The organism is Thiohalophilus thiocyanatoxydans (assembly GCF_004366735.1).
Classification (GTDB): Bacteria; Pseudomonadota; Gammaproteobacteria; order UBA6429; family Thiohalophilaceae; genus Thiohalophilus; species Thiohalophilus thiocyanatoxydans.
Window position 1 is genome coordinate 227261 of sequence record NZ_SOQX01000004.1, and the last position, 20380, is coordinate 247640.

Genomic DNA, 20380 nt, shown 5'->3' on the forward strand with positions numbered 1-20380 from the left:
ACATTAAATGTCTAAGAAAACAGAAAAAAACCTTATCGTTGGACTCGATGTGGGCACCTCCAAGGTGGTTGCGATCGTCGGTGAGGTCACCCCGGAAAATGATATCGAAATCATCGGATTGGGTTCACACCCCTCCCGGGGTCTGAAAAAGGGCGTCGTGGTCAATATTGAATCCACGGTGCAGTCTATCCAGCGCGCGGTGGAAGAGGCGGAACTGATGGCCGGTTGTCAAATTCATTCGGTCTATGCCGGGATTGCCGGCAGCCATATCCGGAGTCTCAATTCCCACGGCATTGTGGCGATTCGCGACAAGGAAGTGACCCAGTACGATGTCGAGCGGGTGATCGACGCGGCGCGCGCGGTGGCGATACCGGCCGATCAGAAGGTGCTGCATATCATGCCGCAGGAATTCATTATCGACGATCAGGAAAGCATTCGTGAGCCGATTGGTATGTCCGGCGTGCGTCTGGAAGCCAAGGTACACATGGTGACCGGCGCGGTCAGTGCCGCACAGAACATTATCAAGTGTGTGCGCCGCTGCGGCCTGGAAGTGGATGACATCATTCTCGAACAACTGGCGTCCAGTCATTCGGTGTTAACCGAGGATGAAAAAGAGCTGGGAGTTTGTCTGGTGGATATCGGTGGTGGAACCACCGATATCGCGGTGTTTACCGAAGGGGCCATCCGGCATACCGCGGTGATCCCGATCGCCGGCGATCAGGTGACCAACGATATCGCGGTGGCACTGCGTACACCGACTCAGCATGCCGAAGAGATCAAGATCAAATACGCCTGTGCATTGACCCAACTGGCCAGTGCCGATGAAACCATTGAAGTGCCCAGTGTCGGTGAACGGCCGGTAAGACGCCTTGCCCGCCAGACCCTGGCCGAGGTCGTGGAACCGCGTTACGAGGAGTTGTTCACCCTCATCCAGGCCGAATTGCGCCGCAGCGGGTTCGAGGATCTGTGCGCCGCCGGCATTGTGTTGACCGGCGGCAGTTCCAAGATGGAAGGCACAGTGGAACTGGCCGAGGAAATATTCCATATGCCGGTGCGCCAGGGTTTGCCGCAATATGTCAATGGACTGGTGGATGTGGTGCGTAACCCGATCTATTCCACCGGTGTCGGGTTACTGTTGTTTGGTTATCAGAATCGTGCCTTGCGTGAGGCCGAATCACGCATGGGCGGAGGCTTTAGCAGCGTCTTGCAACGGATGAAGAGCTGGTTTCAGGGAAATTTTTAAAGGATTGTGACGTCGACACAATGTAACAACAACTGCGTTGTCAGTGAGGAGGGGTAAAAAATGTTTGAACTAATGGATACCTACAGTCAGAACGCCGTGATCAAGGTAATCGGCGTGGGAGGCGGTGGAGGTAACGCCGTCGAACACATGGTAGTACAGAGCATCGAAGGGGTGGATTTCATCTGCGCCAATACCGATGCCCAGGCAATGAAAAACAGTACCGCCAAGACCCTGTTGCAACTGGGTGGCGGCGTGACCAAGGGACTCGGTGCCGGGGCCAATCCCGAAACCGGCCGTACCGCGGCAATGGAAGATCGTGAACGTATCCAGGAAGTGCTGGAAGGTGCCGACATGGTCTTCATTACCGCCGGTATGGGCGGCGGTACCGGAACCGGGGGCGCGCCGGTGGTGGCACAGATCGCCCGTGACATGGGCATTCTGACCGTCGCGGTGGTCACCAAGCCGTTTCCCTTTGAAGGCAAAAAGCGCATGGAAGTGGCCATGGCCGGGATGGAAGAGCTCAAACAGTACGTCGATTCGTTGATTACCATTCCCAACGAAAAGCTGTTGAGTGTGCTGGGCAAGAACATCAGCTTGCTGGACGCCTTCAAGGCGGCCAATGATGTGCTGCTCGGCGCGGTGCAGGGTATTGCCGAGCTGATTACCCGCCCGGGCCTGATCAACGTCGACTTTGCCGACGTGCGGACCGTGATGTCCGAAATGGGCATGGCCATGATGGGTTCCGGCCGGGCCTCCGGTGAAGAGCGGGCCCGTGAAGCGGCCGAGGCCGCGATTGCCAGTCCGCTGCTGGAAGACGTCAACCTGGCCGGTGCCCGCGGTATTCTGGTCAACGTGACCGCCGGCATGGATATGTCCATCGGTGAATTCGAGGAGGTGGGCAATACCGTCAAGCAGTTTGCCTCGGAGAACGCGACCGTGGTGGTCGGTACCGTGATTGACCCGGATATGTCCGGGGAGTTGCGGGTGACCGTGGTGGCCACCGGCCTGGGTAACGAGCTGAAACAGGGGGACAAACCGAAACTGGTGGTCAACAAGAAAAATGATGGCGAGGTGGATTATAACCAGCTGGATCGGCCGACCGTCATGCGCAACAAGGGTACCGCCGACGGCAAGGGCCAGGCTGACGGCGACATGGAATATCTGGATATTCCGGCCTTTTTGCGGCGCCAGGCGGATTGACGGCGCGGGTCGCCGCCGGGCGGGTGGCTGGAGGCATGCTGCCGGGTGACGGAGGTTGCTGATTTCTCTGTGATGAAGGTAGCAACTTTGCCCCGGATCGCGTTTTATGGCGATAAGTTGCTGTATAATACGCACTTGCTTTAATATAGGCGCTTTCGTGCGGTGTTTTACTCACGCCACGCAGGCGCCCGTAGTGCAACAGGCTCGAAACTTGCTTTACTCAGGGAGACCTGCGTTTTAATAAGGAGAAATTGGCTAGTGATTAACCAGCGTACACTGAAAAATGTCATTCGCGCGACCGGCGTCGGACTGCATACCGGTGAAAAAGTCTACCTCACCCTTCGACCGGCCGCAGCGGATACGGGCATTATTTTCAGACGCGTGGACTTGCCGGAACCCGTTGAAATTCCTGCCGTTCCGGAGAACGTCGGGGATACCACCCTCTCCACCACCCTGATCAAGGACGGGATTCGGGTCTCGACGGTCGAGCATCTGCTGTCGGCTCTGGCCGGGCTGGGCATCGACAACGCCTATATCGATCTGAATGCGCCGGAAGTGCCGATTATGGACGGCAGCGCCGGCCCTTTTGTGTTTCTGGTGCAATCGGCGGGCATTCAGGAGCAAAAGGCACCAAAACGGTTCATCCGGATTAAAAAGCCCATTGTCATCGAAGAGGAGGATAGATGGGTGCGATTTGATCCGTTCGAAGGGTTCAAGGTCTCCTTCACCATCGATTTTGACCACCCGGTCTTCAAGGATCAAAACCAGACCGCGATGATCGACTTTTCCACCACCTCCTTCGTCAAGGAGGTCAGCCGGGCCCGGACCTTCGGTTTCATGAGCCAGATCGAGAGCCTGCGCGCCAATAATCTCGCGCTGGGCGGCAGCCTGGACAATGCGGTGGTCGTGGACGAATACCGGGTCCTGAATGAGGACGGTCTGCGCTACGTGGACGAATTCGTCAAACACAAGATTCTGGATTCCATCGGCGATCTCTACCTGCTGGGACACAGCCTGATCGGCGCTTTCAGCGGCCACAAATCGGGCCATGCGCTTAACAACCGGTTGTTACGCGAGTTACTCACCAACAGGGAAGCCTGGGAAGAGGTGACCTTCGAGGACCCGGCCAAGGCGCCCATCTCCTTTGTGCAGCCGGTTCAGGTCACCTGAAACCGCGTTTTGACACGCTAAAAACACCGGCAATTGCCGGTGTTTTTGTCTGGACGAGGCGCCTCCAACGGGCCGGGAGAGCGGTTTGGGCTGATCGTGCCCCGAAAAGCTTATCATTCGGGCTATAAATATAAGGTTTGCTTATTCATCCTCGGTGCGACGGGGCCGACTCAACCGGTGTAGCGCTTCGCGCAGCTCGGGATCCTCGATGCCCTCCGCCATGGCATGAATATTTTGACTGGCGGCGGGGCTGATCTCGCGGGTTGCCGGGGGCTTTTCGACCGGCGCCGGCGAGGCCGGGGCGACATGGATTTTTATGGACTTAAGTCCTTGTAAAGCGGGAATGTTTTTTTTAAGCTCCTGCAGCAGGGTGGGAATATAGTAGCGCAGTCGCGAGGCCCAGACCGGGGAATCGACCTGGATGACCAGCTCTTCAGCAGCATACCGGGCCACCTGGCAATGATCGGTCATCGGCTGATCGAGTACCGCTGACAGATGCCGGTTGAGCTGGCGCAGCTGGCGGGTCGTTGTGACCAGTTCGGCAACCCGGCTCTTTTCTCCCTGCAGGAGCTTGTACAATGGTCTGGGAGTATTCATACTGGATTATTATGAAGGATTTGGCCGGTTCATTGGAAAATTTACTTTAACCTCACATTAAAATAACAAGAGCTGTATTGTCACTATGAATATCGTTGTTCTGAGACGAAAAAAGGGATGTTCCGGGTTGTGGACCCTGAGCAAGCATCGCCTGATCAGCCTTGTTCTGGGTGCCGCCATCGTGATGCCCGCGGCATTCGGCGGCGCGGGCTACTATCTGGGGGTCGCGCACATGCAGGCCAACCCGGATGAACTGAGCCTCGCGCTGCAGTCGGAACTTGATGCCCAGCGTTTGCGAATCGAGGAAGAGACCCGCAACGCGCAGGAAAGCATGGACGCGCTGGCACTGCGTCTGGGTAATCTGCAGTCCCATGTGGTGCGGCTGGATGCGCTGGGACAGCGCCTGACCCAGATGGCCAATCTGGATGGCGGTGAATTCAATTTCGATCAGGCCCCGGCCCAGGGCGGTCCCCTGGAGAGCGGCGAACAGCTTTCCGGGGATTCGATCGATGTGCCGGATTTCATCGCCTCGCTGCAAGAGCTGGCCTCGAAAATCGAGGATCGCGACCAGCAGCTCGGCGTACTGGAAGAGATGCTGATGACCCGTAGCCTGCAGGAGGAAGTCATGCCCGCCGGTCGACCCATCACCCAGGGCTGGTTGTCCTCCTATTACGGCATGCGCACCGATCCCTTCAATGGGCGGCGAACCCACCATTCCGGTATCGATTTCGCCGGCAAAGAGGGCTCCGATGTGGTGGCCGTGGCGGCCGGGGTGGTCACCTATTCCGGCAGGCGTTCCGGCTACGGCCGCCTGGTCGAGGTGAACCACGGCAAGGGGTATGTGACCCGTTACGGGCATAACAAGGAAAATCTGGTGGAAGTCGGCGACACCATCAAAAGAGGCCAGGCGATCGCCAAAATGGGCAGTACGGGACGCTCTACGGGGCCGCATGTCCATCTGGAAGTACTGGTCAACGGCCGTACCGTCGATCCCAAAAAATACATAATGGCCAGCAATTAAGCTGTGTTGCGATCTGCTGACGGCTAATCCGTATGTCCGCCAGTCGTTTGTCGTCGGTTTTGGCCCTTCTGCCGGGTCTGCTGCTTGTCGCCTGCAGCACCGCGCCGCCCGCCCCCCCGCAAACCCAATCCGACCCGCCGCCGCAACCTGACCCCGCCCCTGCCGTGCTGAGCGTCGCCGCGGTCGGGGATGTGATGCTGGGTACCGATTTTCCGTCTCCCCGCTTGCCGCCCGAAGACGGGGCCGCACTGTTACGCGAGGTCGCACCGGTGCTGCGGGAGGCGGATATCGCCTTCGGGAATCTGGAAGGGGTGCTGCTGGACGGCGGCGAGCCGGTAAAAACCTGCCAGGATCCCGCCGCCTGTTATCTGTTTCGATCCCCCGCGCGCTATGCCGCCCATCTGCAGCAAGCCGGCTTTAATCTCATGAGTCTGGCCAATAACCACGCCCGGGATTTCGGCGAGGCGGGCCGCGAGGCGAGTATGCAGACCCTGCGCCGGCACGGCATCCGCCATACCGGTCGCCGGGGCGATGTCGCCAGCTGGACGGTCAACGGCCTGCGCGTGGCGGCCATCGCGTTTGCGCCGTTTGTCGACTCGCATGACATGCTGGATACGGCGCGCATGGTCGGGTTGGTCAACGGACTCAAGCGGCGGCATGATATTGTGCTGGTCTCCTTTCACGGGGGGGCCGAGGGGGAGGCGGCCCTGCATCTGCCCTTTGCCGAGGAAGAGTATTACGGCGAGCGGCGCGGGGATGTGGTCGCCTTTGCCCGTCGGGCGGTGGAGGCCGGCGCCGATCTGGTGCTCGGCCACGGGCCCCACGTACCGCGGGCGATGGAACTCTATCGCGGCCGGTTGATCGCCTACAGCCTGGGGAATTTTGCCACCTATCAGGGGATGAAGGTGAGCGGTCTCAATGGGCTGGCGCCGTTACTCGAGGCGCAGCTGGATCATCGCGGCCGCTTCGTCGCGGGGCGGGTTCACTCATTTGTCCAGCGCCGCCCCCGGGGACCGGTCCGGGATGAACAGCGGCGCGCCGCGCGGCTGATCGCCCGCCTGTCACAGGAGGATTTCCCCCGCGCGTCGCTGGCCTTCGATCGCCGCGGTTATCTCTACCCCCTGTCCGTTCCCTCAACGGGGAAAGCGGACAAAACCCCTGGTGATCGGTACAATAGCCGGTTTTAAAGCAGGAAAAAGATTTTTTCCGGCACACTAGTCCAATCAGTAAGTGAGTCCTTGCTTCAGGGCTTGCAACAGGCAAATTTATGTTGAAACCATTCCTGAAAAAAGTCTTCGGCAGCCGTAACGAGCGTCTGGTCAAGCAGATGGGCAAGACCGTCGAGCGTATCAATGCGCTGGAAGGGTCCATGCAGGCCCTCTCCGACGCCGAGCTGCAGAACAAAACCGCCGAATTCCGTCAGCGGCTCGCCGACGGGGCGAAGCTGGATGACCTGTTGCCGGAGGCCTTTGCCGTGGTGCGCGAAGCGGCGGTGCGGACGCTGGGGATGCGCCATTTCGATGTGCAGTTGGTCGGTGCCATGGTGCTGCATCAGGGCAAGATATCCGAAATGCGCACCGGTGAAGGCAAGACCCTGATGGCGACCCTGGCCTGTTATCTGAATGCCCTGCCGGAGACCGGGGTCCACGTGGTGACCGTCAACGATTATCTGGCCCGGCGTGACGCCGAATGGATGGGGCAGGTGTACGAGTTTCTGGGAATGTCGGTCGGCACCATCGGCTCCGGCATGCCGTTTGAAGACAAGAAAGCCGCCTATGCCGCGGATATCACCTTCGGGACCAACAACGAGTTCGGTTTCGATTATCTGCGCGACAACATGGCCTTCAGCAAGGAGGAGCAATTCCAGCGTCAGCTGGGCTTTGCCGTGATCGACGAAGTGGACTCGATTCTCATCGACGAGGCCCGCACGCCGCTGATCATCTCCGGGCCCTCCGAAGACAGCTCCGAGCATTATCACAAGATCAATGCGCTGGTCCCCAAACTGACCAAACAGGAAGAGGAAGACGGTCCCGGCGACTACAGCGTGGAAGAGAAGAACAAGCAGATATTCCTGACCGAGACGGGCCATCAACGGGTGGAAGAGTTGCTGACCGAGGCCGGGCTGCTGGAGGAGGGCGCCAGTCTGTACGATGCCGCCAACATCAGCCTGCTGCATCATGTCAACGCGGCGCTGCGCGCGCATGTGTTGTTCCAGCGGGATGTCGATTACATCGTGCGGGATAACGAAGTGGTCATCGTCGACGAGTTCACCGGACGCACCATGCCCGGGCGACGCTGGTCAGACGGGTTGCACCAGGCGGTGGAAGCCAAGGAAGGGGTGGAGATCCAGCGCGAGAACCAGACCGTCGCCTCGATCACCTTCCAGAACTTCTTCCGGCTCTACGACAAGTTGTCGGGCATGACCGGCACCGCCGATACCGAAGCCTACGAGTTCCAGACTATCTATGGTCTGGAAGTGGTGGTGATCCCGACCCACAAGCCGATGATTCGCAAGGACATGGTGGACAAGGTCTATCTCACCCAGCAGGAGAAATTCCAGGCCATCCTGGATGACATTCGCGACTGCAAGCAGCGCGGCCAGCCGGCGCTGGTCGGCACCACCTCGATCGAAGTGTCGGAGATGCTCTCCGAGGTATTGCAAAAAGAGCAGATTCAGCACGAAGTATTGAACGCCAAACAGCATGCCCGCGAGGCCGAGATCATCGCCCAGGCCGGGAGTCCCGGTGCCGTGACCATCGCCACCAACATGGCCGGCCGCGGGACCGATATCGTGCTCGGCGGTAACCTGGACGCGGAGCTGGCGGAACTCGAATCCGCGGACGAACCGACCCTGGAACAGCATCGCCAGGCCTGGCAACAGCGCCACGATCAGGTGGTGGCTGCCGGCGGACTGCACATCATCGGTACCGAGCGCCACGAGTCACGGCGTATCGATAACCAGTTGCGCGGCCGCTCCGGGCGCCAGGGCGATCCCGGCTCCTCGCGCTTTTATCTCTCCCTGGAAGACAGCCTGATGCGGATCTTCGCCTCCGAGAAGGTCTCCATGTTGATGCAGCGCCTGGGCATGAAAGAGGGCGAGTCCATCGAGCACCCGTGGGTCAGCCGGGCGATCGAAAACGCCCAGCGCAAGGTCGAGGGCCACAACTTCGATCTGCGCAAGCAGCTGCTCGAATATGACGATGTCGCCAACGATCAGCGTAAGGTGATCTACGAACAGCGCAACGAACTGCTTTCGGCCGAGGACATCAGCGAGACCGTCCGGGCGATTCGCGCGGATGTGGTCCACAACATGGTCAGCCCGTATGTGCCGCCGCAGAGTCTCGAGGAGCAGTGGGATCTGCCGGGGCTGGAAGAGATGATCGAAGCGGAATTCGGCCTCAAGCTGGAGGTCCGCCAGTGGCTGGAAGCGGACGACAGCCTGCATGAAGAATCCCTGCGCGAGAAGATCCTGGAAGAGATCGAGGCGGCTTATGCCGCCAAGGAAGCGAGCGTCGGCAGCGAGGTGATGCGCCAGGTGGAAAAGGCGGTGATGCTGCAGGTGCTCGACGGCCAGTGGCGTGAACACCTGGCGATGATGGATCAGCTGCGCCAGGGGATTCATCTGCGCGGCTATGCGCAGAAGAACCCCAAGCAGGAGTACAAGCGCGAATCCTTCCAGCTGTTTTCCGAAATGCTGGATCGCATCAAGCAGGAGGCGATCACCATCCTCAGCCGGCTGCGGGTGCGCAGCGAGGATGACGTGGACGCGCTGGAGCAGCAGCGTCGCCAGCAACAGCAGGCCGACGCCATGGAGTTCCAGCATCGCGAAGTCAGTGCCATGAGCGAGGAAGAAGAGACTTCCGCCGCCGCCGCGCCGGCCCCGGCCGCCGCCCCCTATGTGCGGGAAGGGCGCAAGGTCGGGCGCAACGAACCCTGCCCCTGTGGCTCGGGCAAGAAGTACAAACAGTGCCACGGCAAACTGGACTAGCGCCCTTACGGAGTCGCGTCGATGGCTGATACCCACCATCCCGCCTTCGAACCGGTCCCCGGCATCCGGCTGGGCACGGCCTGCGCCGGGATCAAAAAGCCGGGCCGGCGCGATCTGGTGGTGATGGAGCTGGCCCCGGGCAGTACGGCGGCGGCGGTATTCACCCGCAACGCCTTTTGCGCCGCCCCGGTCAGCGTGGCCCGGGAACATCTGCACCAGGGCCCGCCGCGCTATTTGCTGATCAACACCGGTAACGCCAATGCCGGCACCGGCGCGGCCGGCCTGGCCGATGCCCGCCAGTGCTGCGCGGCGCTGGCCGAACAGGCCGGTTGCCGGCGCGAGGAAGTTCTGCCGTTCTCCACCGGGGTCATCGGCGAGCCGTTGCCGGTAACACGGATCACCGACGGTCTGCCGGCGGCCTGCGCGGCGCTGGACGCGGCGGGCTGGGGCGAGGCGGCCCACGGCATTCTGACCACCGACACCGTTCCCAAACTCGCTTCGCGCCAGATTACCCTGGACGGGCGCACGGTCACGGTTACCGGGATGGCCAAGGGTAGCGGCATGATTCGCCCGGACATGGCGACCATGCTCGCCTTTATCGCCACCGACGCGGCGATCCAGCCGCCCCTGTTGCAGGAACTGCTGCAACAGGCGGCGGATCGCTCCTTCAACCGGATCACCGTCGACGGCGACACCTCCACCAACGACGCCTGTCTGCTGGCCGCCACCGGGGCCAGCGGCGTCAGCGTGACCGCCGGCAGTGCCGGGGCCAGCGCGCTGTACGAGGCCCTGCAGGCGGTCTGCGTGAGCCTGGCCCGGGCCATCGTGCGCGACGGCGAAGGGGCCACCAAACTGATCAATATCGTGGTCAACGGCGGACGCGACGAGGCCGAGTCTCTGGCGGTGGCCTACACCCTGGCTCACTCACCGCTGGTCAAGACCGCCTTTTTCGCCAGCGATCCCAACTGGGGACGCCTGCTCGCCGCCGTGGGCCGGGCCGGCCTGGCGGATCTGGATGTCGAAAAAGTCAGCCTCTGGCTGGACGACGTGCTGCTGGCCGAGGCGGGCGGGCGCGCCGCCAGCTATACCGAGGAACAGGGTCAGAAGGTCATGGAGCAGGCGGAGATCACCGTCACGGTGAATCTGCAGCGCGGCGAGGCGACGGCCACCGTCTGGACCTGCGACTTCTCCTACGACTACGTCCGCATCAACGCCGAATACCGAACCTGATAAATTCAGGTTCTAGGTCCTAGTTTCTAGAACCTAGAACCTAGAACCTAGAATCTGTTCGTTTGGCATCCGCCATCTTGCCTTAATGCACTGAGCTATCTGTGTTGATTATGTCTGAATCTATCCATGTGGCAGTCGGAATAATTGTGAATCCCGCCGGGGAAATACTGCTGGCACAACGTGCTGATCATCGTGATCAGGGCGGGCTGTGGGAGTTTCCCGGCGGCAAGGTCGAGGCCGGCGAGACGGTGGCACAGGCACTGGCCCGCGAACTGCTTGAGGAGGTCGGGATTACGGTAAGCCACAGCGAGCCGTTGATTCGCATACCGCATGACTATGCCGATCGCACGGTCGTGCTGGAGGTCCATGAAGTGCGCGCCTTTAGCGGCGAGCCGCGCGGGCGCGAGGGGCAGCCGGTGCGCTGGGTGGCGCCGGAACAGTTGAGTGACGTTGCCATGCCCGCCGCCAACCGGCCGATTGTGAACGCCGTGCGCCTGCCCGCCGAGTGTCTGATTACCCCGCCGCTCGACAGCGACGAACAGTGGTTGTCCGTCCTGAAAAAGAGTCTGCACCAGGGCGTGCGACTGGTGCAGTTGCGGCTCAAGGAGCTGGCGGCGGAGCGGGTCGATGCCCTGACGCGCAAGGCGCTGGCCCTGTGTCATGCCCACGATTGCCGGGTGTTGCTCAATGCCGATCCGCAGCAGTTCGCCCATCTGCCGGTGGACGGTTTTCACCTGCCCGCCGGCGCCCTGTCCCGTTATCCCGCCCGGCCGGTGGCCGAGGGGCGCTGGTTATCGGCGTCGATCCATAACCGGGCCGAGCTGGTGCAGGCGGCCCGGCTGGGGGTGGATCTCGGTTTTGTGGCCCCGGTGCAGGCGACGGCGACCCATCCCGATGCGACACCCCTGGGCTGGGCCGGCTTCAAGGAACTGGCCGCGGCCGCCCCGTTTCCGGTCTACGCCCTGGGCGGCATGCAGCGTCATGACGTGACCCTGGCCCGACAGTACGGCGGGCAGGGCATCGCCGGGATTCGGTTATTTGTTGAGGGAGAAGATTAAATGTCACCGCTGATCAAAACAGGCGGATTGTTACTGCTGGTTGTACTGATCGCCATTGCCGGCGGTTACAGCTGGGTTGCCATCGACCACACCGACAACGACCCGGCCCCGGCCGCGCCGACCGAAACCGTGTCCCTGCAGGTGACAGAGACCGCCTGCCGGGACACGCGGGCGGCCTGTCGCGCCACACATCCCGAACTGGGTGACATCAGCCTGCGGTTTCCCGAGGGGGCGTATTACATGCAACGCTTCGAGGCCGAACTGCGTCTGGCCAAGTCAACTGAACTCGATCGAGTCACGCTGGATCTGGACATGACCGAGATGGACATGGGGCGCAACCGGTTTACCCTGTCACCGGCCGGCGAGGGGATCTGGCGCGGTGAACTGCTGCTGCCGATCTGCGTCACCGGGCGGGTCGATTGGCAGGTTCGGGTGCAACTGGACAGGGGTGAACGGCGTTATGAAGCGGCGTTTCCATTAAACGTTACGCGCGCCCCGGAGCAGTGACGAGGGACGAGGTACGAGTGACGAGGGAAACAGACTCGCAATAGTTGTCGGTCACGCTCGTGATGGCCTGTGTGATGATTCCCGGTCTTGCAGCACTCAGCACGTAGGGTGCGTTCCACGCACCATAAGCTGCAAACTGCCATCTGCGACTGCTAACTTTGTTTTTAACTCAGAACTCAGAATTATTGTCCGGATCGGTTTGTTCGTCGATGAATTCATCGGGAAGTTTGCGATCGCCGGGGATGCGGTGGTTTTCGCTGGCCCATTCGCCCAGATCGATCAGGCGACAGCGTTCGCTGCAGAAGGGACGCCATTTGGCGTTTTCATCCCAGGTCACCGGCTTGCCGCAGGTCGGGCATTTGACGACAGGACGGCTCATAAGGTGCAGCAGGTCAGTCGGAAGTTGACGCTGCCGTCCACCTGGACCGGGCGGCCACTGTCGCCCGGGCGGACAAAGCGGACACTGAAGCGGTGCTTGCCGCCGCTGATCTCCGGATAGCAATCCAGCGAATGGTCGAGGGTGACGCGCAGCATCTGGGCCCGCGTCTGATTGTCGAGGCTTTGCTGGTAAAAGCCTTTTTCCGCCACCACGTCGCTGGAGTCGGCCGACTCGCGGAGGATCCCGAGGATCAGGCTGACCGGCTTGTGGATGGTGTTCAGTTCCTCGTACCACGCTTCCAGCTGGGCAATACGCCCTTCCGGATCCTGCTGCAGCCAGTAGTGATAGCCGGGCAGATCGAAGCTGCAGCTGCCGGCGGTGATGGTGCCGCGCTGGCGCAGGCTGGAAATCAGTTCGTTGTCGCGCAGCGCTTGCCCGGGATGGCCCTGCAGAGCATGCAACTCCCCCTGGGCGGCATCCAGCTGGCTTAGGATCGAGCTGAGTTGCTGGCGATCGACCCCGGGCATATCCTGCAGCCGGGAGAGGGCGCCATAAAGTCGATCCAGCTCCTTGAGGGTCTCGGTTTTGATATCGCCGCGCGAGACGATCTCCAGAATATCGATCAGGGCGTTGATCGTGGCGCGCGAATCCCAGACCGAAAAGCCGCGCAGGGTGTAGGCCGCCTGTTTGAACAGATGCTCGAGCCGCAGGTAGGTGCGGGTGCGTTCGTTCAGGGGTTGCTCGTAAACGATCGGATTATCCACGTAAAATGATCAACCGCATGAAGATGAGTGTGCGCTTATCTTACTGGAAAGACCCGGTGGCGAAAACGGGGGATCTGAATAGGTGTTCCGAAGGTTGTCCAGAGAGATTGCTTCGTCACGTTATTCCTCGCAATGACGTCACTATGTTTGGTCAGTGCGAGCCAGGCGAAGCAATCTTTTGAACGTGGCGATTGGGTATTCGCGGTGCCTGTTCAGTTTGTCCCGGCGAGCGTCTGATACGTTTCGTGCAGGGCGGCGATCTGCTGTTCCAGGTGTTCCAGGTCGTGGCTGTTATCGATAATGTCATCGGCCAGGGCCCGGCGTTGGGCGGGACTGCTCTGGCTGGCAACGATCTGTTCGACCTGCTCGCGGGACAGCCCATCGCGGGCCATGGTGCGGCGGATCCGGGTCTCTTCATCCGCTTCCACCAGCAGCACCCGATCGACAAAGGGGTAATCGCCGGTTTCGGCCAGCAGGGGAATGACCACCAGGCAGTAGGGCCCCGGCAACCCGTCGAGCCGGCGCCGGACCTCCTCGCGGATCCGGGGATGGAGGATCTGCTCCAGCGCCCGGCGCCGGGCGGGATCGGCGAAGACGATCTCGCGCAGACGCTCCCGGTCGAGCCGGCCGTCCGCCGTCAGCACCGCGTCACCGAACTGTGCTGTTATCTCCTTCAGCGCCGGCTGGCCGGGCGCGACCAGCTCGCGGGCAATCAGATCGGTGTCGATGATCGGGACACCGTGTCGGGCAAAGCCGTCGGCCACGGCCGACTTGCCGCTGCCGATGCCGCCGGTGAGTGCCACGATTAACATTTCAGTACCGTGCCCATAGATTTCGGTACAGCCCGCGTCTAGCCCTGAAGCCAGTTCAGATAGGCCTGGTTGAGTTGCGGCCCCCAGAGCAAGGCGATCCAGCCGGCGGCCGCCAGATAGGGCCCGAAGGGGATCGGCTTGCCGGCCTGATGCCGTTTAAACAGGATCAGGGTGATGCCAACCACGGCACCGACCACGGAGGAGAGCAGAATGACCGCCGGCAGCATCTGCCAGCCCAGCCAGGCGCCGAGCATGGCCAGCAGCTTGAAGTCGCCGTAGCCCATCCCTTCCTTGCCGGTCAGCAGTTTGAACAGCTGATAGACGCTCCACAGTGCCAGATACCCGGCCATGGCACCGAACAGGGCCGAATAGATATCGGTGAACAGCCCCTGGCTGTTGAGCAGCAGGCCCAGCCACAACATCGGCAACACGATGTTATCGGGCAGATAGAAGTGATCGTAGTCGATGACCGTCAGCACGATCAGCGCCCAGGTCAGCAGGATGGCAAAGGCGGCGAGCGGTGTGACGCCGAACTGCCAGGCCGTCAGCGCGGCAAGCAAGCCGCTGACCAGCTCGATGATCGGATAGCGCACGGCGATCGGTGTGCGGCAACTGGCACAGCGTCCCCGCAGCAGCAGGTAACTGATGAGCGGAATGTTCTCCCGGGCCCGGATGGCGTGGCCGCAATGAGGACAGCGGGAGGCCGGGGTCAGCAGGTTAAAGGGGGCGGCCTCCGCGGGCGGTTCGCCGGCCTTGAGGTGTCGGGGATGGTGCTCGGTCAGGTAGTCCAGACAGTCGGTTTGCCACTGGCGGTGCAGCATCCGCGGCAGGCGCAGGATGACCACGTTCAAAAAGCTGCCGACCAGCAGCCCCAGCACAAACACGACGGCCAGGTAGAGCATCGGGGACGCTTGCAGGAGCGCGATAGTATTCATGTTACAGGCTGTCGCTAGCCCGGCTAGCTAACCACGCCGCCCATCTGGAAGATCGGCAGATACATGGCGATCACCAGCCCGCCGACGACGATACCGAGAAACGCCATGATAATGGGCTCCAGCAGGCTGCTGAGACTGTCCACGGCGTTGTCGACCTCGGCCTCGTAAAAATCGGCCACCTTGGCCAGCATGGTATCCATGGAGCCCGCTTCCTCGCCGATGGCGGTCATCTGCACCACCATGTTGGGAAACAGATCGGTGCTCTTCATGGCGACATTGAGCTGGGTTCCGCTGGCGACCTCGTCACGCATGCGCAGGACCGCGCGCCCGTAGACGACATTGCCCACCGCACCGGCGACCGATTCCATGGCTTCGACCAGCGGCACCCCGGCGGCGAACATGGTGGAGAGGGTCCGGGCATAGCGGGCGATGGACGCCTTGACCATGATCGGGCCGACGATGGGCGCTTTGAGCAACACCTTGTCGAGAAACTCCCGGAATTTTCGCGAGCGTTTCTTTCCCTGCAATATGGCATAGACGCCGCCAATGGCGCCGCCGAAGATCGCCCACCAGTATTCCTGGAAAAATTCCGACAGATCGACCACGAAGCGGGTCAGCGCGGGCAGATCCGCGCCGAAGCCGGAAAACAGCTGCTCGAACTGGGGAATAACGAATATCAACAGAATGGCGGTTACAACAAAGGCGACCACCACCACCGCGGTCGGGTAGGTCAGGGCCTTTTTGATCTTGGCCTTGATCGCCTCGGTTTTCTCCTTGTAGACGGCGATCTTGTCGAGGATGTCATCCAGAATCCCCGCCTGTTCCCCGGCCTTGACCAGGTTGCAGAACAGATCGTCGAAATGGTACGGGTGTTTGGCCAGCGCCTCGGAGAGGTTGGTGCCGCCTTCGATATCCGCCTTGATGCTCAGCAGCAGCTCGGAGACGGCCGGGTTGTCATGCCCCTGGCCGATGATGTCGAACGCCTGCACCAGCGGCACCCCGGAGGCCATCATGGTCGCCAGCTGGCGACTGAAGATGGCAATGTCCTCCGCCTTGACCTTGCCCTTGCCGCTGCCGAACAGCGGCTTGGGTTTTTTCTTCACCTTTTTGGGATTGATACCCTGGCGGCGCAGGTTGGCCTTGACCAGGGCAACACTCTGGCCGGTGGTCTCCCCCTTGACCGACTGGCCCTTCTTGTCCTTGCCTTCCCAGAGGAAGGTGTCCTGTTTTGTAGCGGCTTTCGCGGCGGCCTGTGCCATGGCAATGTAATCCTGTTGTTATTCTTTGGTAACCCGATTGACTTCATCCAGACTGGTGAGGCCGTCCTTCACTTTTTTCAGCCCGGATTTGCGTATGTCCGGAATGCCTTCCTTGTCGGCCTGATCGGCCAGCTCCATGGCGTTGGCCCCCTCCATGATCAATCGGCTCAGGGCGTCGGTAATGGGCATGACCTGGTAGATCCCGAGCCGGCCCTTGTAGCCGTTGGTGCATTGATCGCAGCCCTTGGCGCCGTAGATTTTCAGCCCCGCCTTGATCTCCTCCTCGGTGAAGCCCTCCTCGAGCAGCGCTTCGCGGGGGAGATCGAGCAGCTCCTTGCAGTTGTTGCACAGGCGCCGCGCCAGACGCTGGGCGATGATCAGGTTGACCGCCGAGGCGATGTTGTAGGGGGGAACCCCCATATTCATCAGCCGGTTGAGCGTCTGCGGCGCGTCGTTGGTGTGCAGGGTGGAGAGCACCATGTGGCCGGTCTGGGCCGCCTTGATGGCGATCTCGGCGGTCTCCAGATCGCGGATTTCGCCCACCAGAATAATGTCCGGATCCTGGCGCAAAAAGGCGCGCAGGGCGCTGGCAAAATCGAGCCCGATGCGGGTGTTGACGTTGACCTGGTTGACCCCCGGCAGGTTGATTTCCACCGGATCCTCGGCGGTGGAGATATTCACCTCGGGCTGGTTGAGAATGTTGACCCCCGTATATAGCGAGACGGTCTTACCACTACCGGTCGGGCCGGTGACCAGGATCATGCCGTAGGGTTTTTGCAGATTCTCCAGGAAAAGCTGTTTCTGCTCCTCCTCGTAGCCCAGCGCGTCGATCCCCATCTGGGCGCTGGTGGGATCGAGAATACGCATGACGATCTTCTCGCCGAACAGGGTCGGGCAGGTGTTGACACGAAAGTCGATGGCCCGGGTCTTGGAGAGGTTCAGCTTGATGCGCCCATCCTGCGGCAGGCGCCGCTCGGAGATATCCAGCCGCGACATGACCTTGATCCGCGCGGCGATCCGCGGTGCCATGCCGACCGGCGGCGCGGCGACTTCGCGCAACACGCCGTCCTGGCGAAAGCGGACCCGGTAACTCTTTTCATAGGGCTCGAAATGGATATCCGAGGCCCCCTTGTTGATGGCGTCGAGCAGGACCTTGTTGACGAAGCGGACCACCGGGGTGTCGTCGGCCTCGGCGTCGCTCACGCTCTCCCCGGCCGGGCCCGCGTCCTCCTCGCCGAACTCGACCCCGTCAAGATCATCGTCTCCCCCCGCCAGCTCCGACAGGCTGGTGTCATTGGCGGCCATGGCCCGGTCGATGGTCTTGCTCAGCTTGTCGTCCTGGACCAGGATCGGCTCGGTGGTCATGCCCACATGGAACTTGATCTCGTCCAGCGCCTGCAGGTTGGTGGGATCCGAGACGGCCACAAACAGGCGGTTGCCGCGGCGGAACAGGGGCAGGGTGTGGTGCTTGCGGACCAGCTCTTCCTTGACCAGCTTGACGGTCTCCGACTCGAGCTCCACCACGTCGAGATCCATGACCGGCACGCCGAACTCGTCGGCGGCGGCCTGGGCGATTTTTCTTGCCTCGGCCAGTTTGTTCTGCACCAGATAGCTGACGAACAGCACCTTCTGCTGAAGGGATTCGGCGGAGGCCTTCTGGGCATCGGCATCCGAGAGGATGCCGTCCTGCACCAGCTTGCGGGCGAGGCCGCTCAGTTGCATCTGTACGCCGGGGGTGGCCATAAAGTCAGGTCCGTAATAAAAGCAAACAGTGTCTCGAGTATATCCGGTTCACCGGGCTGTATCGACGCCCGGGCCGCCGGCTTGAAGCCGCAAAGTCAGAAACGTGACACAGGTCCCGCTGAATCAACCTGAATGATTGTTTATAAGTTATTGATGAAAAAGTATTTTAGCCCGCAAGGCATGTCAAGCGCAATTTCGCCGCCGGGTTGCCGGGTGAGCGGCACATCAGTTGGTCGCGGTTCGGGTCTTGCCGGCGACAGGGGTGCCGGTTTTGCCGGTGGCGGTAATCGTGTAGGAGGGGCCGCTGATATTCACTGTGTAATTGAACAGGTTTGGCCCGTCGCTGCCTTTGGCCTCCCAGAGGCCGTTGCTCTCGGACTCCAGGGTCGCGGTATCCGTGCCCTCGAAATATGCGTTGTTCTCCAGGTAAAACTGTTCCTGGGCCTGTTTCAGCGCGGCGATATTCTTATCCGCCTCGCTCATGCGGCTCTTCTCCAGATAGCTGGTATAACTCGGTACTGCAATGGCGGCGATAATGCCGATGATGGCGATCACAATCATCAGCTCGATCAGGGTAAAAGCGGACTGGTTGCGGTGTTGCATGGCGGCCCTCATGAACAAATCTTCCATTTAAAAATATACAGCATAACTTTCCCAATTGCCGTGAATTTTGGTGTAACGCTATCTCAGAATCGGCAGCCGCGCCGGGAAGTTTAGCGCCCGCCGGGCCCGGTGGCGCTGTTTTCTTCCAGAATCCGGAAAAAGACCGACTCCAGCGAGGTCGCCGGGTGGATGCTCAGCACCCGCCCCCCGTGGCGGTTCAGGTTGTCGAGCCAGCCGGGCAGGGCGCTTTGATCCAGCTCCTGCTGGTATTCGTCCTCCCGCAGCCGCTCGCCCTCGGCCAGGGACTGGCTCTGGTAGCGGACGATAAAGCGGTCCGCGTGTTCGGCGACCAGCTCCCGCGGCGAACGGGTGGTAATCAGCTCGCCCCGGTTGATGAAGCCGAAGCGGTCGGCGATGCGCTCCACGTCGTGCAATACATGGGAGGTGAAGAAGATCGCCCCGCCGGCGTGCTTGTACTCCAGCAGGATATCGACCACGTCCTGGCGCCCGACCGGATCCAGGCCTGAGAGCGGCTCGTCCAGCACCAGCAGGCGCGGCTGCACCACCAGCGTATGGGCCAGCGCCACCCGCTGGACATTGCCCTTGGAGAGCTGGCGAATGCGCCGGCTGGCATACGGGGCGACCGAGAAGCGTTCCAGCCACTGCTGGCACCACGCCTTCTCGTCACGGCGGCGGATCCCGTTCATGCGCAGCGCCATGCGCAGCACCTCCAGCGGGGTGAACTGCTCGTAGAGGGCGGGGGACTCCGGCAGATAGGCGATCGCCTTGCGTGAGCGGGCATCGCGTGACGAGCTGCCGTAAATGGACACGTCGCCTTCATAATCGTTGATGATATCCAGCATGACCTTGATGGTGGTCGACTTGCCCGCCCCGTTGGGGCCGACGAAGCCGAACACCTCGCCTTCGTCCACCTGCAGGTTGACCCGGTTCAGGGCCCGGATCGCCCCTTTGCGGGATTGGAAGGTCTTGCTGACGTCATGAAACTGCAGTGCTGACATTATTCGGGCCTCTGTACGCCGCCGACTTTGATTTCTTTCAATATAAAACGCCCCTCTTTGAACTCATAGCCCCAGTTCAGCGGATCCCGGGGAAACGCGTCCAGGATGCCGGCCTCGATCAACGCCCCGGGGTCTTGCAGGGTTTTTCCGGTTTGTTCCTCATAGGTGCGTTGCGCATCGCGCAGGGTGATCAATCCCTCCACGCGTGTCACACGCTTGTCCAGCATGGCCCTGAGTTTGGGGTCCTCGGCCTGGTCCCGTTCCTGTACGAGGAATTTGCGTGCCATTCGGGCGTCGTCGAGCTGCTCGGCTTCGATCATCACGGCGAGTTTGCGATAACCCGCCGCATTGTCATTGGAGCGTTGGGCGGCGATTTCCAGTGCCTGCTGCGCTTCGGAGATGTTTCTATTAAAAAAGTACTGATTGAAGCCGTATAAAAAGGGCGGCAGTTCGTCCCAGAATCGGCACTCGGTCGCGCGCTGCAATATCACGCCCCCTTCCTCGACGGCGCCGCCCCAGCTCAGCAGCGCATTGGCGAAGTAGTAGTTGTTCTCCTGACACGGGTTCAGTCGGGAAACAACTTTATGGGCGCGGATGAGATAATGGGCATCGATTTGCCCGTTAGTGCTGATGCCGGTGGCGCTCAGGCGAATCGTCTCCAGATCGGCGGCCAGAAACCGATCCCCGCCGTACAGGGCGATCAGCACCGGGGCGGCGATCACCACCCGGTCATGGGTAGGGTCGGGCAGGGTCGTCGCCGGTTGTTCGGCGCGCCACAGCACCAGCGCGATAAAGCCGCTGAAACAGAGCAGCGCGTAAACCAGCGGGTGGTGCACAAGACGGCCCGGCATC

Annotated in this window: 19 protein-coding genes; 9 read left to right on the forward strand and 10 right to left on the reverse strand. The window is 61.2% G+C overall.

Translation table 11 applies throughout. The features are described 5' to 3' along the window. The first annotated feature begins 7 nt into the window (after window positions 1-7). The 3 genes from ftsA (at window position 8) to lpxC (ending at window position 3613) form a co-directional block, all read left to right on the forward strand. Entirely contained in the window at window positions 8-1243 is a 1236-nt protein-coding gene (gene ftsA / locus EDC23_RS09345; RefSeq protein WP_134083844.1) for a cell division protein FtsA, read from the forward strand. Between the two features lie 60 nt (window positions 1244-1303). Then, entirely contained in the window at window positions 1304-2443 is a 1140-nt protein-coding gene (gene ftsZ, locus EDC23_RS09350) for a cell division protein FtsZ (protein ID WP_134083846.1), read from the forward strand. Window positions 2444-2701: 258 nt separating this feature from the next. Then, the gene (gene lpxC, locus EDC23_RS09355; protein ID WP_134083848.1) at window positions 2702-3613 is read left to right on the forward strand and encodes a UDP-3-O-acyl-N-acetylglucosamine deacetylase; all 912 of its coding nucleotides are present in this window, start codon (window positions 2702-2704) and stop codon (window positions 3611-3613) included. Window positions 3614-3754: 141 nt separating this feature from the next. On the opposite strand, the gene EDC23_RS09360 is transcribed toward lpxC, so the two are convergent. Then, window positions 3755-4210 (reverse strand): DUF721 domain-containing protein, encoded by a 456-nt coding sequence (locus tag EDC23_RS09360; protein WP_134083850.1) that lies wholly within the window; start codon window positions 4208-4210, stop codon window positions 3755-3757. Between the two features lie 85 nt (window positions 4211-4295). Here EDC23_RS09360 and EDC23_RS09365 point away from each other — a divergent pair, with 85 nt between their 5' ends. From EDC23_RS09365 to EDC23_RS09390, 6 genes are all read left to right on the forward strand, one after another. Beyond that, window positions 4296-5231, forward strand: coding sequence for a peptidoglycan DD-metalloendopeptidase family protein (locus EDC23_RS09365; protein WP_134083852.1), 936 nt, complete (start codon window positions 4296-4298; stop codon window positions 5229-5231). Between the two features lie 32 nt (window positions 5232-5263). Further along, complete coding sequence (locus tag EDC23_RS09370) at window positions 5264-6418, forward strand: CapA family protein (RefSeq protein WP_134083854.1); 1155 nt, start codon at window positions 5264-5266, stop codon at window positions 6416-6418. Window positions 6419-6498: 80 nt separating this feature from the next. Next, window positions 6499-9219, forward strand: coding sequence for a preprotein translocase subunit SecA (gene secA / locus EDC23_RS09375; RefSeq protein WP_134083856.1), 2721 nt, complete (start codon window positions 6499-6501; stop codon window positions 9217-9219). 21 nt (window positions 9220-9240) lie between these two features. Then, the gene (argJ, locus tag EDC23_RS09380; RefSeq protein ID WP_134083858.1) at window positions 9241-10449 is read left to right on the forward strand and encodes a bifunctional glutamate N-acetyltransferase/amino-acid acetyltransferase ArgJ; all 1209 of its coding nucleotides are present in this window, start codon (window positions 9241-9243) and stop codon (window positions 10447-10449) included. 110 nt (window positions 10450-10559) lie between these two features. Continuing rightward, the gene (locus tag EDC23_RS09385; protein ID WP_134083860.1) at window positions 10560-11507 is read left to right on the forward strand and encodes a Nudix family hydrolase; all 948 of its coding nucleotides are present in this window, start codon (window positions 10560-10562) and stop codon (window positions 11505-11507) included. After that, a complete protein-coding gene (locus EDC23_RS09390; RefSeq protein WP_134083862.1) occupies window positions 11508-12014 on the forward strand; it encodes a hypothetical protein in 507 nt (168 codons plus the stop codon). Between the two features lie 169 nt (window positions 12015-12183). On the opposite strand, the gene yacG is transcribed toward EDC23_RS09390, so the two are convergent. The 9 genes from yacG to EDC23_RS09435 form a co-directional block, all read right to left on the reverse strand. Then, window positions 12184-12393 carry a DNA gyrase inhibitor YacG gene (yacG, locus tag EDC23_RS09395; RefSeq protein ID WP_134083864.1) on the reverse strand — a complete coding sequence of 70 codons (210 nt, stop codon included), beginning with the start codon at window positions 12391-12393 and terminating at the stop codon, window positions 12184-12186. Continuing rightward, complete coding sequence (gene zapD, locus EDC23_RS09400) at window positions 12390-13157, reverse strand: cell division protein ZapD (RefSeq protein WP_134083867.1); 768 nt, start codon at window positions 13155-13157, stop codon at window positions 12390-12392. Before zapD ends, yacG begins: the two co-directional genes overlap by 4 nt. 212 nt (window positions 13158-13369) lie before the next feature. Then, the gene (gene coaE / locus EDC23_RS09405; RefSeq protein WP_134083869.1) at window positions 13370-13969 is read right to left on the reverse strand and encodes a dephospho-CoA kinase; all 600 of its coding nucleotides are present in this window, start codon (window positions 13967-13969) and stop codon (window positions 13370-13372) included. 38 nt (window positions 13970-14007) lie between these two features. After that, window positions 14008-14904 carry a prepilin peptidase gene (locus EDC23_RS09410; protein ID WP_134083871.1) on the reverse strand — a complete coding sequence of 299 codons (897 nt, stop codon included), beginning with the start codon at window positions 14902-14904 and terminating at the stop codon, window positions 14008-14010. A 23-nt stretch (window positions 14905-14927) separates the two neighbouring features. Then, complete coding sequence (locus tag EDC23_RS09415; RefSeq protein WP_134083873.1) at window positions 14928-16163, reverse strand: type II secretion system F family protein; 1236 nt, start codon at window positions 16161-16163, stop codon at window positions 14928-14930. Window positions 16164-16181: 18 nt separating this feature from the next. Beyond that, window positions 16182-17906, reverse strand: a complete 1725-nt coding sequence (gene pilB / locus EDC23_RS09420) for a type IV-A pilus assembly ATPase PilB (RefSeq protein WP_208321333.1) — start codon at window positions 17904-17906, stop codon at window positions 16182-16184. Between the two features lie 225 nt (window positions 17907-18131). Continuing rightward, window positions 18132-18509, reverse strand: a complete 378-nt coding sequence (locus tag EDC23_RS09425; RefSeq protein ID WP_166668822.1) for a type IV pilin protein — start codon at window positions 18507-18509, stop codon at window positions 18132-18134. A 110-nt stretch (window positions 18510-18619) separates the two neighbouring features. Further along, window positions 18620-19528, reverse strand: coding sequence for an ABC transporter ATP-binding protein (locus EDC23_RS09430; RefSeq protein ID WP_208321334.1), 909 nt, complete (start codon window positions 19526-19528; stop codon window positions 18620-18622). After that, window positions 19528-20379, reverse strand: coding sequence for a hypothetical protein (locus EDC23_RS09435; RefSeq protein WP_134083879.1), 852 nt, complete (start codon window positions 20377-20379; stop codon window positions 19528-19530). Before EDC23_RS09435 ends, EDC23_RS09430 begins: the two co-directional genes overlap by 1 nt. Between the last annotated feature and the right edge of the window lies 1 nt (window position 20380).

Excerpts from the sequence above, each read along its gene's own strand:
- ftsA (WP_134083844.1), top strand. The coding sequence starts at position 8 with ATGTCTAAGAAAACAGAAAAAAACCTTATCGTTGGACTCGATGTGGGC.
- ftsZ (WP_134083846.1), top strand. The coding sequence starts at position 1,304 with ATGTTTGAACTAATGGATACCTACAGTCAGAACGCCGTGATCAAGGTA.
- EDC23_RS09360 (WP_134083850.1), bottom strand. The coding sequence starts at position 4,210 with ATGAATACTCCCAGACCATTGTACAAGCTCCTGCAGGGAGAAAAGAGC.
- EDC23_RS09365 (WP_134083852.1), top strand. The coding sequence starts at position 4,296 with ATGAATATCGTTGTTCTGAGACGAAAAAAGGGATGTTCCGGGTTGTGG.
- EDC23_RS09370 (WP_134083854.1), top strand. The coding sequence starts at position 5,264 with ATGTCCGCCAGTCGTTTGTCGTCGGTTTTGGCCCTTCTGCCGGGTCTG.
- secA (WP_134083856.1), top strand. The coding sequence starts at position 6,499 with ATGTTGAAACCATTCCTGAAAAAAGTCTTCGGCAGCCGTAACGAGCGT.
- argJ (WP_134083858.1), top strand. The coding sequence starts at position 9,241 with ATGGCTGATACCCACCATCCCGCCTTCGAACCGGTCCCCGGCATCCGG.
- EDC23_RS09385 (WP_134083860.1), top strand. The coding sequence starts at position 10,560 with ATGTCTGAATCTATCCATGTGGCAGTCGGAATAATTGTGAATCCCGCC.
- EDC23_RS09390 (WP_134083862.1), top strand. The coding sequence starts at position 11,508 with ATGTCACCGCTGATCAAAACAGGCGGATTGTTACTGCTGGTTGTACTG.
- yacG (WP_134083864.1), bottom strand. The coding sequence starts at position 12,393 with ATGAGCCGTCCTGTCGTCAAATGCCCGACCTGCGGCAAGCCGGTGACC.
- coaE (WP_134083869.1), bottom strand. The coding sequence starts at position 13,969 with ATGTTAATCGTGGCACTCACCGGCGGCATCGGCAGCGGCAAGTCGGCC.
- EDC23_RS09410 (WP_134083871.1), bottom strand. The coding sequence starts at position 14,904 with ATGAATACTATCGCGCTCCTGCAAGCGTCCCCGATGCTCTACCTGGCC.
- EDC23_RS09415 (WP_134083873.1), bottom strand. The coding sequence starts at position 16,163 with ATGGCACAGGCCGCCGCGAAAGCCGCTACAAAACAGGACACCTTCCTC.
- pilB (WP_208321333.1), bottom strand. The coding sequence starts at position 17,906 with ATGGCCACCCCCGGCGTACAGATGCAACTGAGCGGCCTCGCCCGCAAG.
- EDC23_RS09425 (WP_166668822.1), bottom strand. The coding sequence starts at position 18,509 with ATGCAACACCGCAACCAGTCCGCTTTTACCCTGATCGAGCTGATGATT.
- EDC23_RS09430 (WP_208321334.1), bottom strand. The coding sequence starts at position 19,528 with ATGTCAGCACTGCAGTTTCATGACGTCAGCAAGACCTTCCAATCCCGC.
- EDC23_RS09435 (WP_134083879.1), bottom strand. The coding sequence starts at position 20,379 with ATGCCGGGCCGTCTTGTGCACCACCCGCTGGTTTACGCGCTGCTCTGT.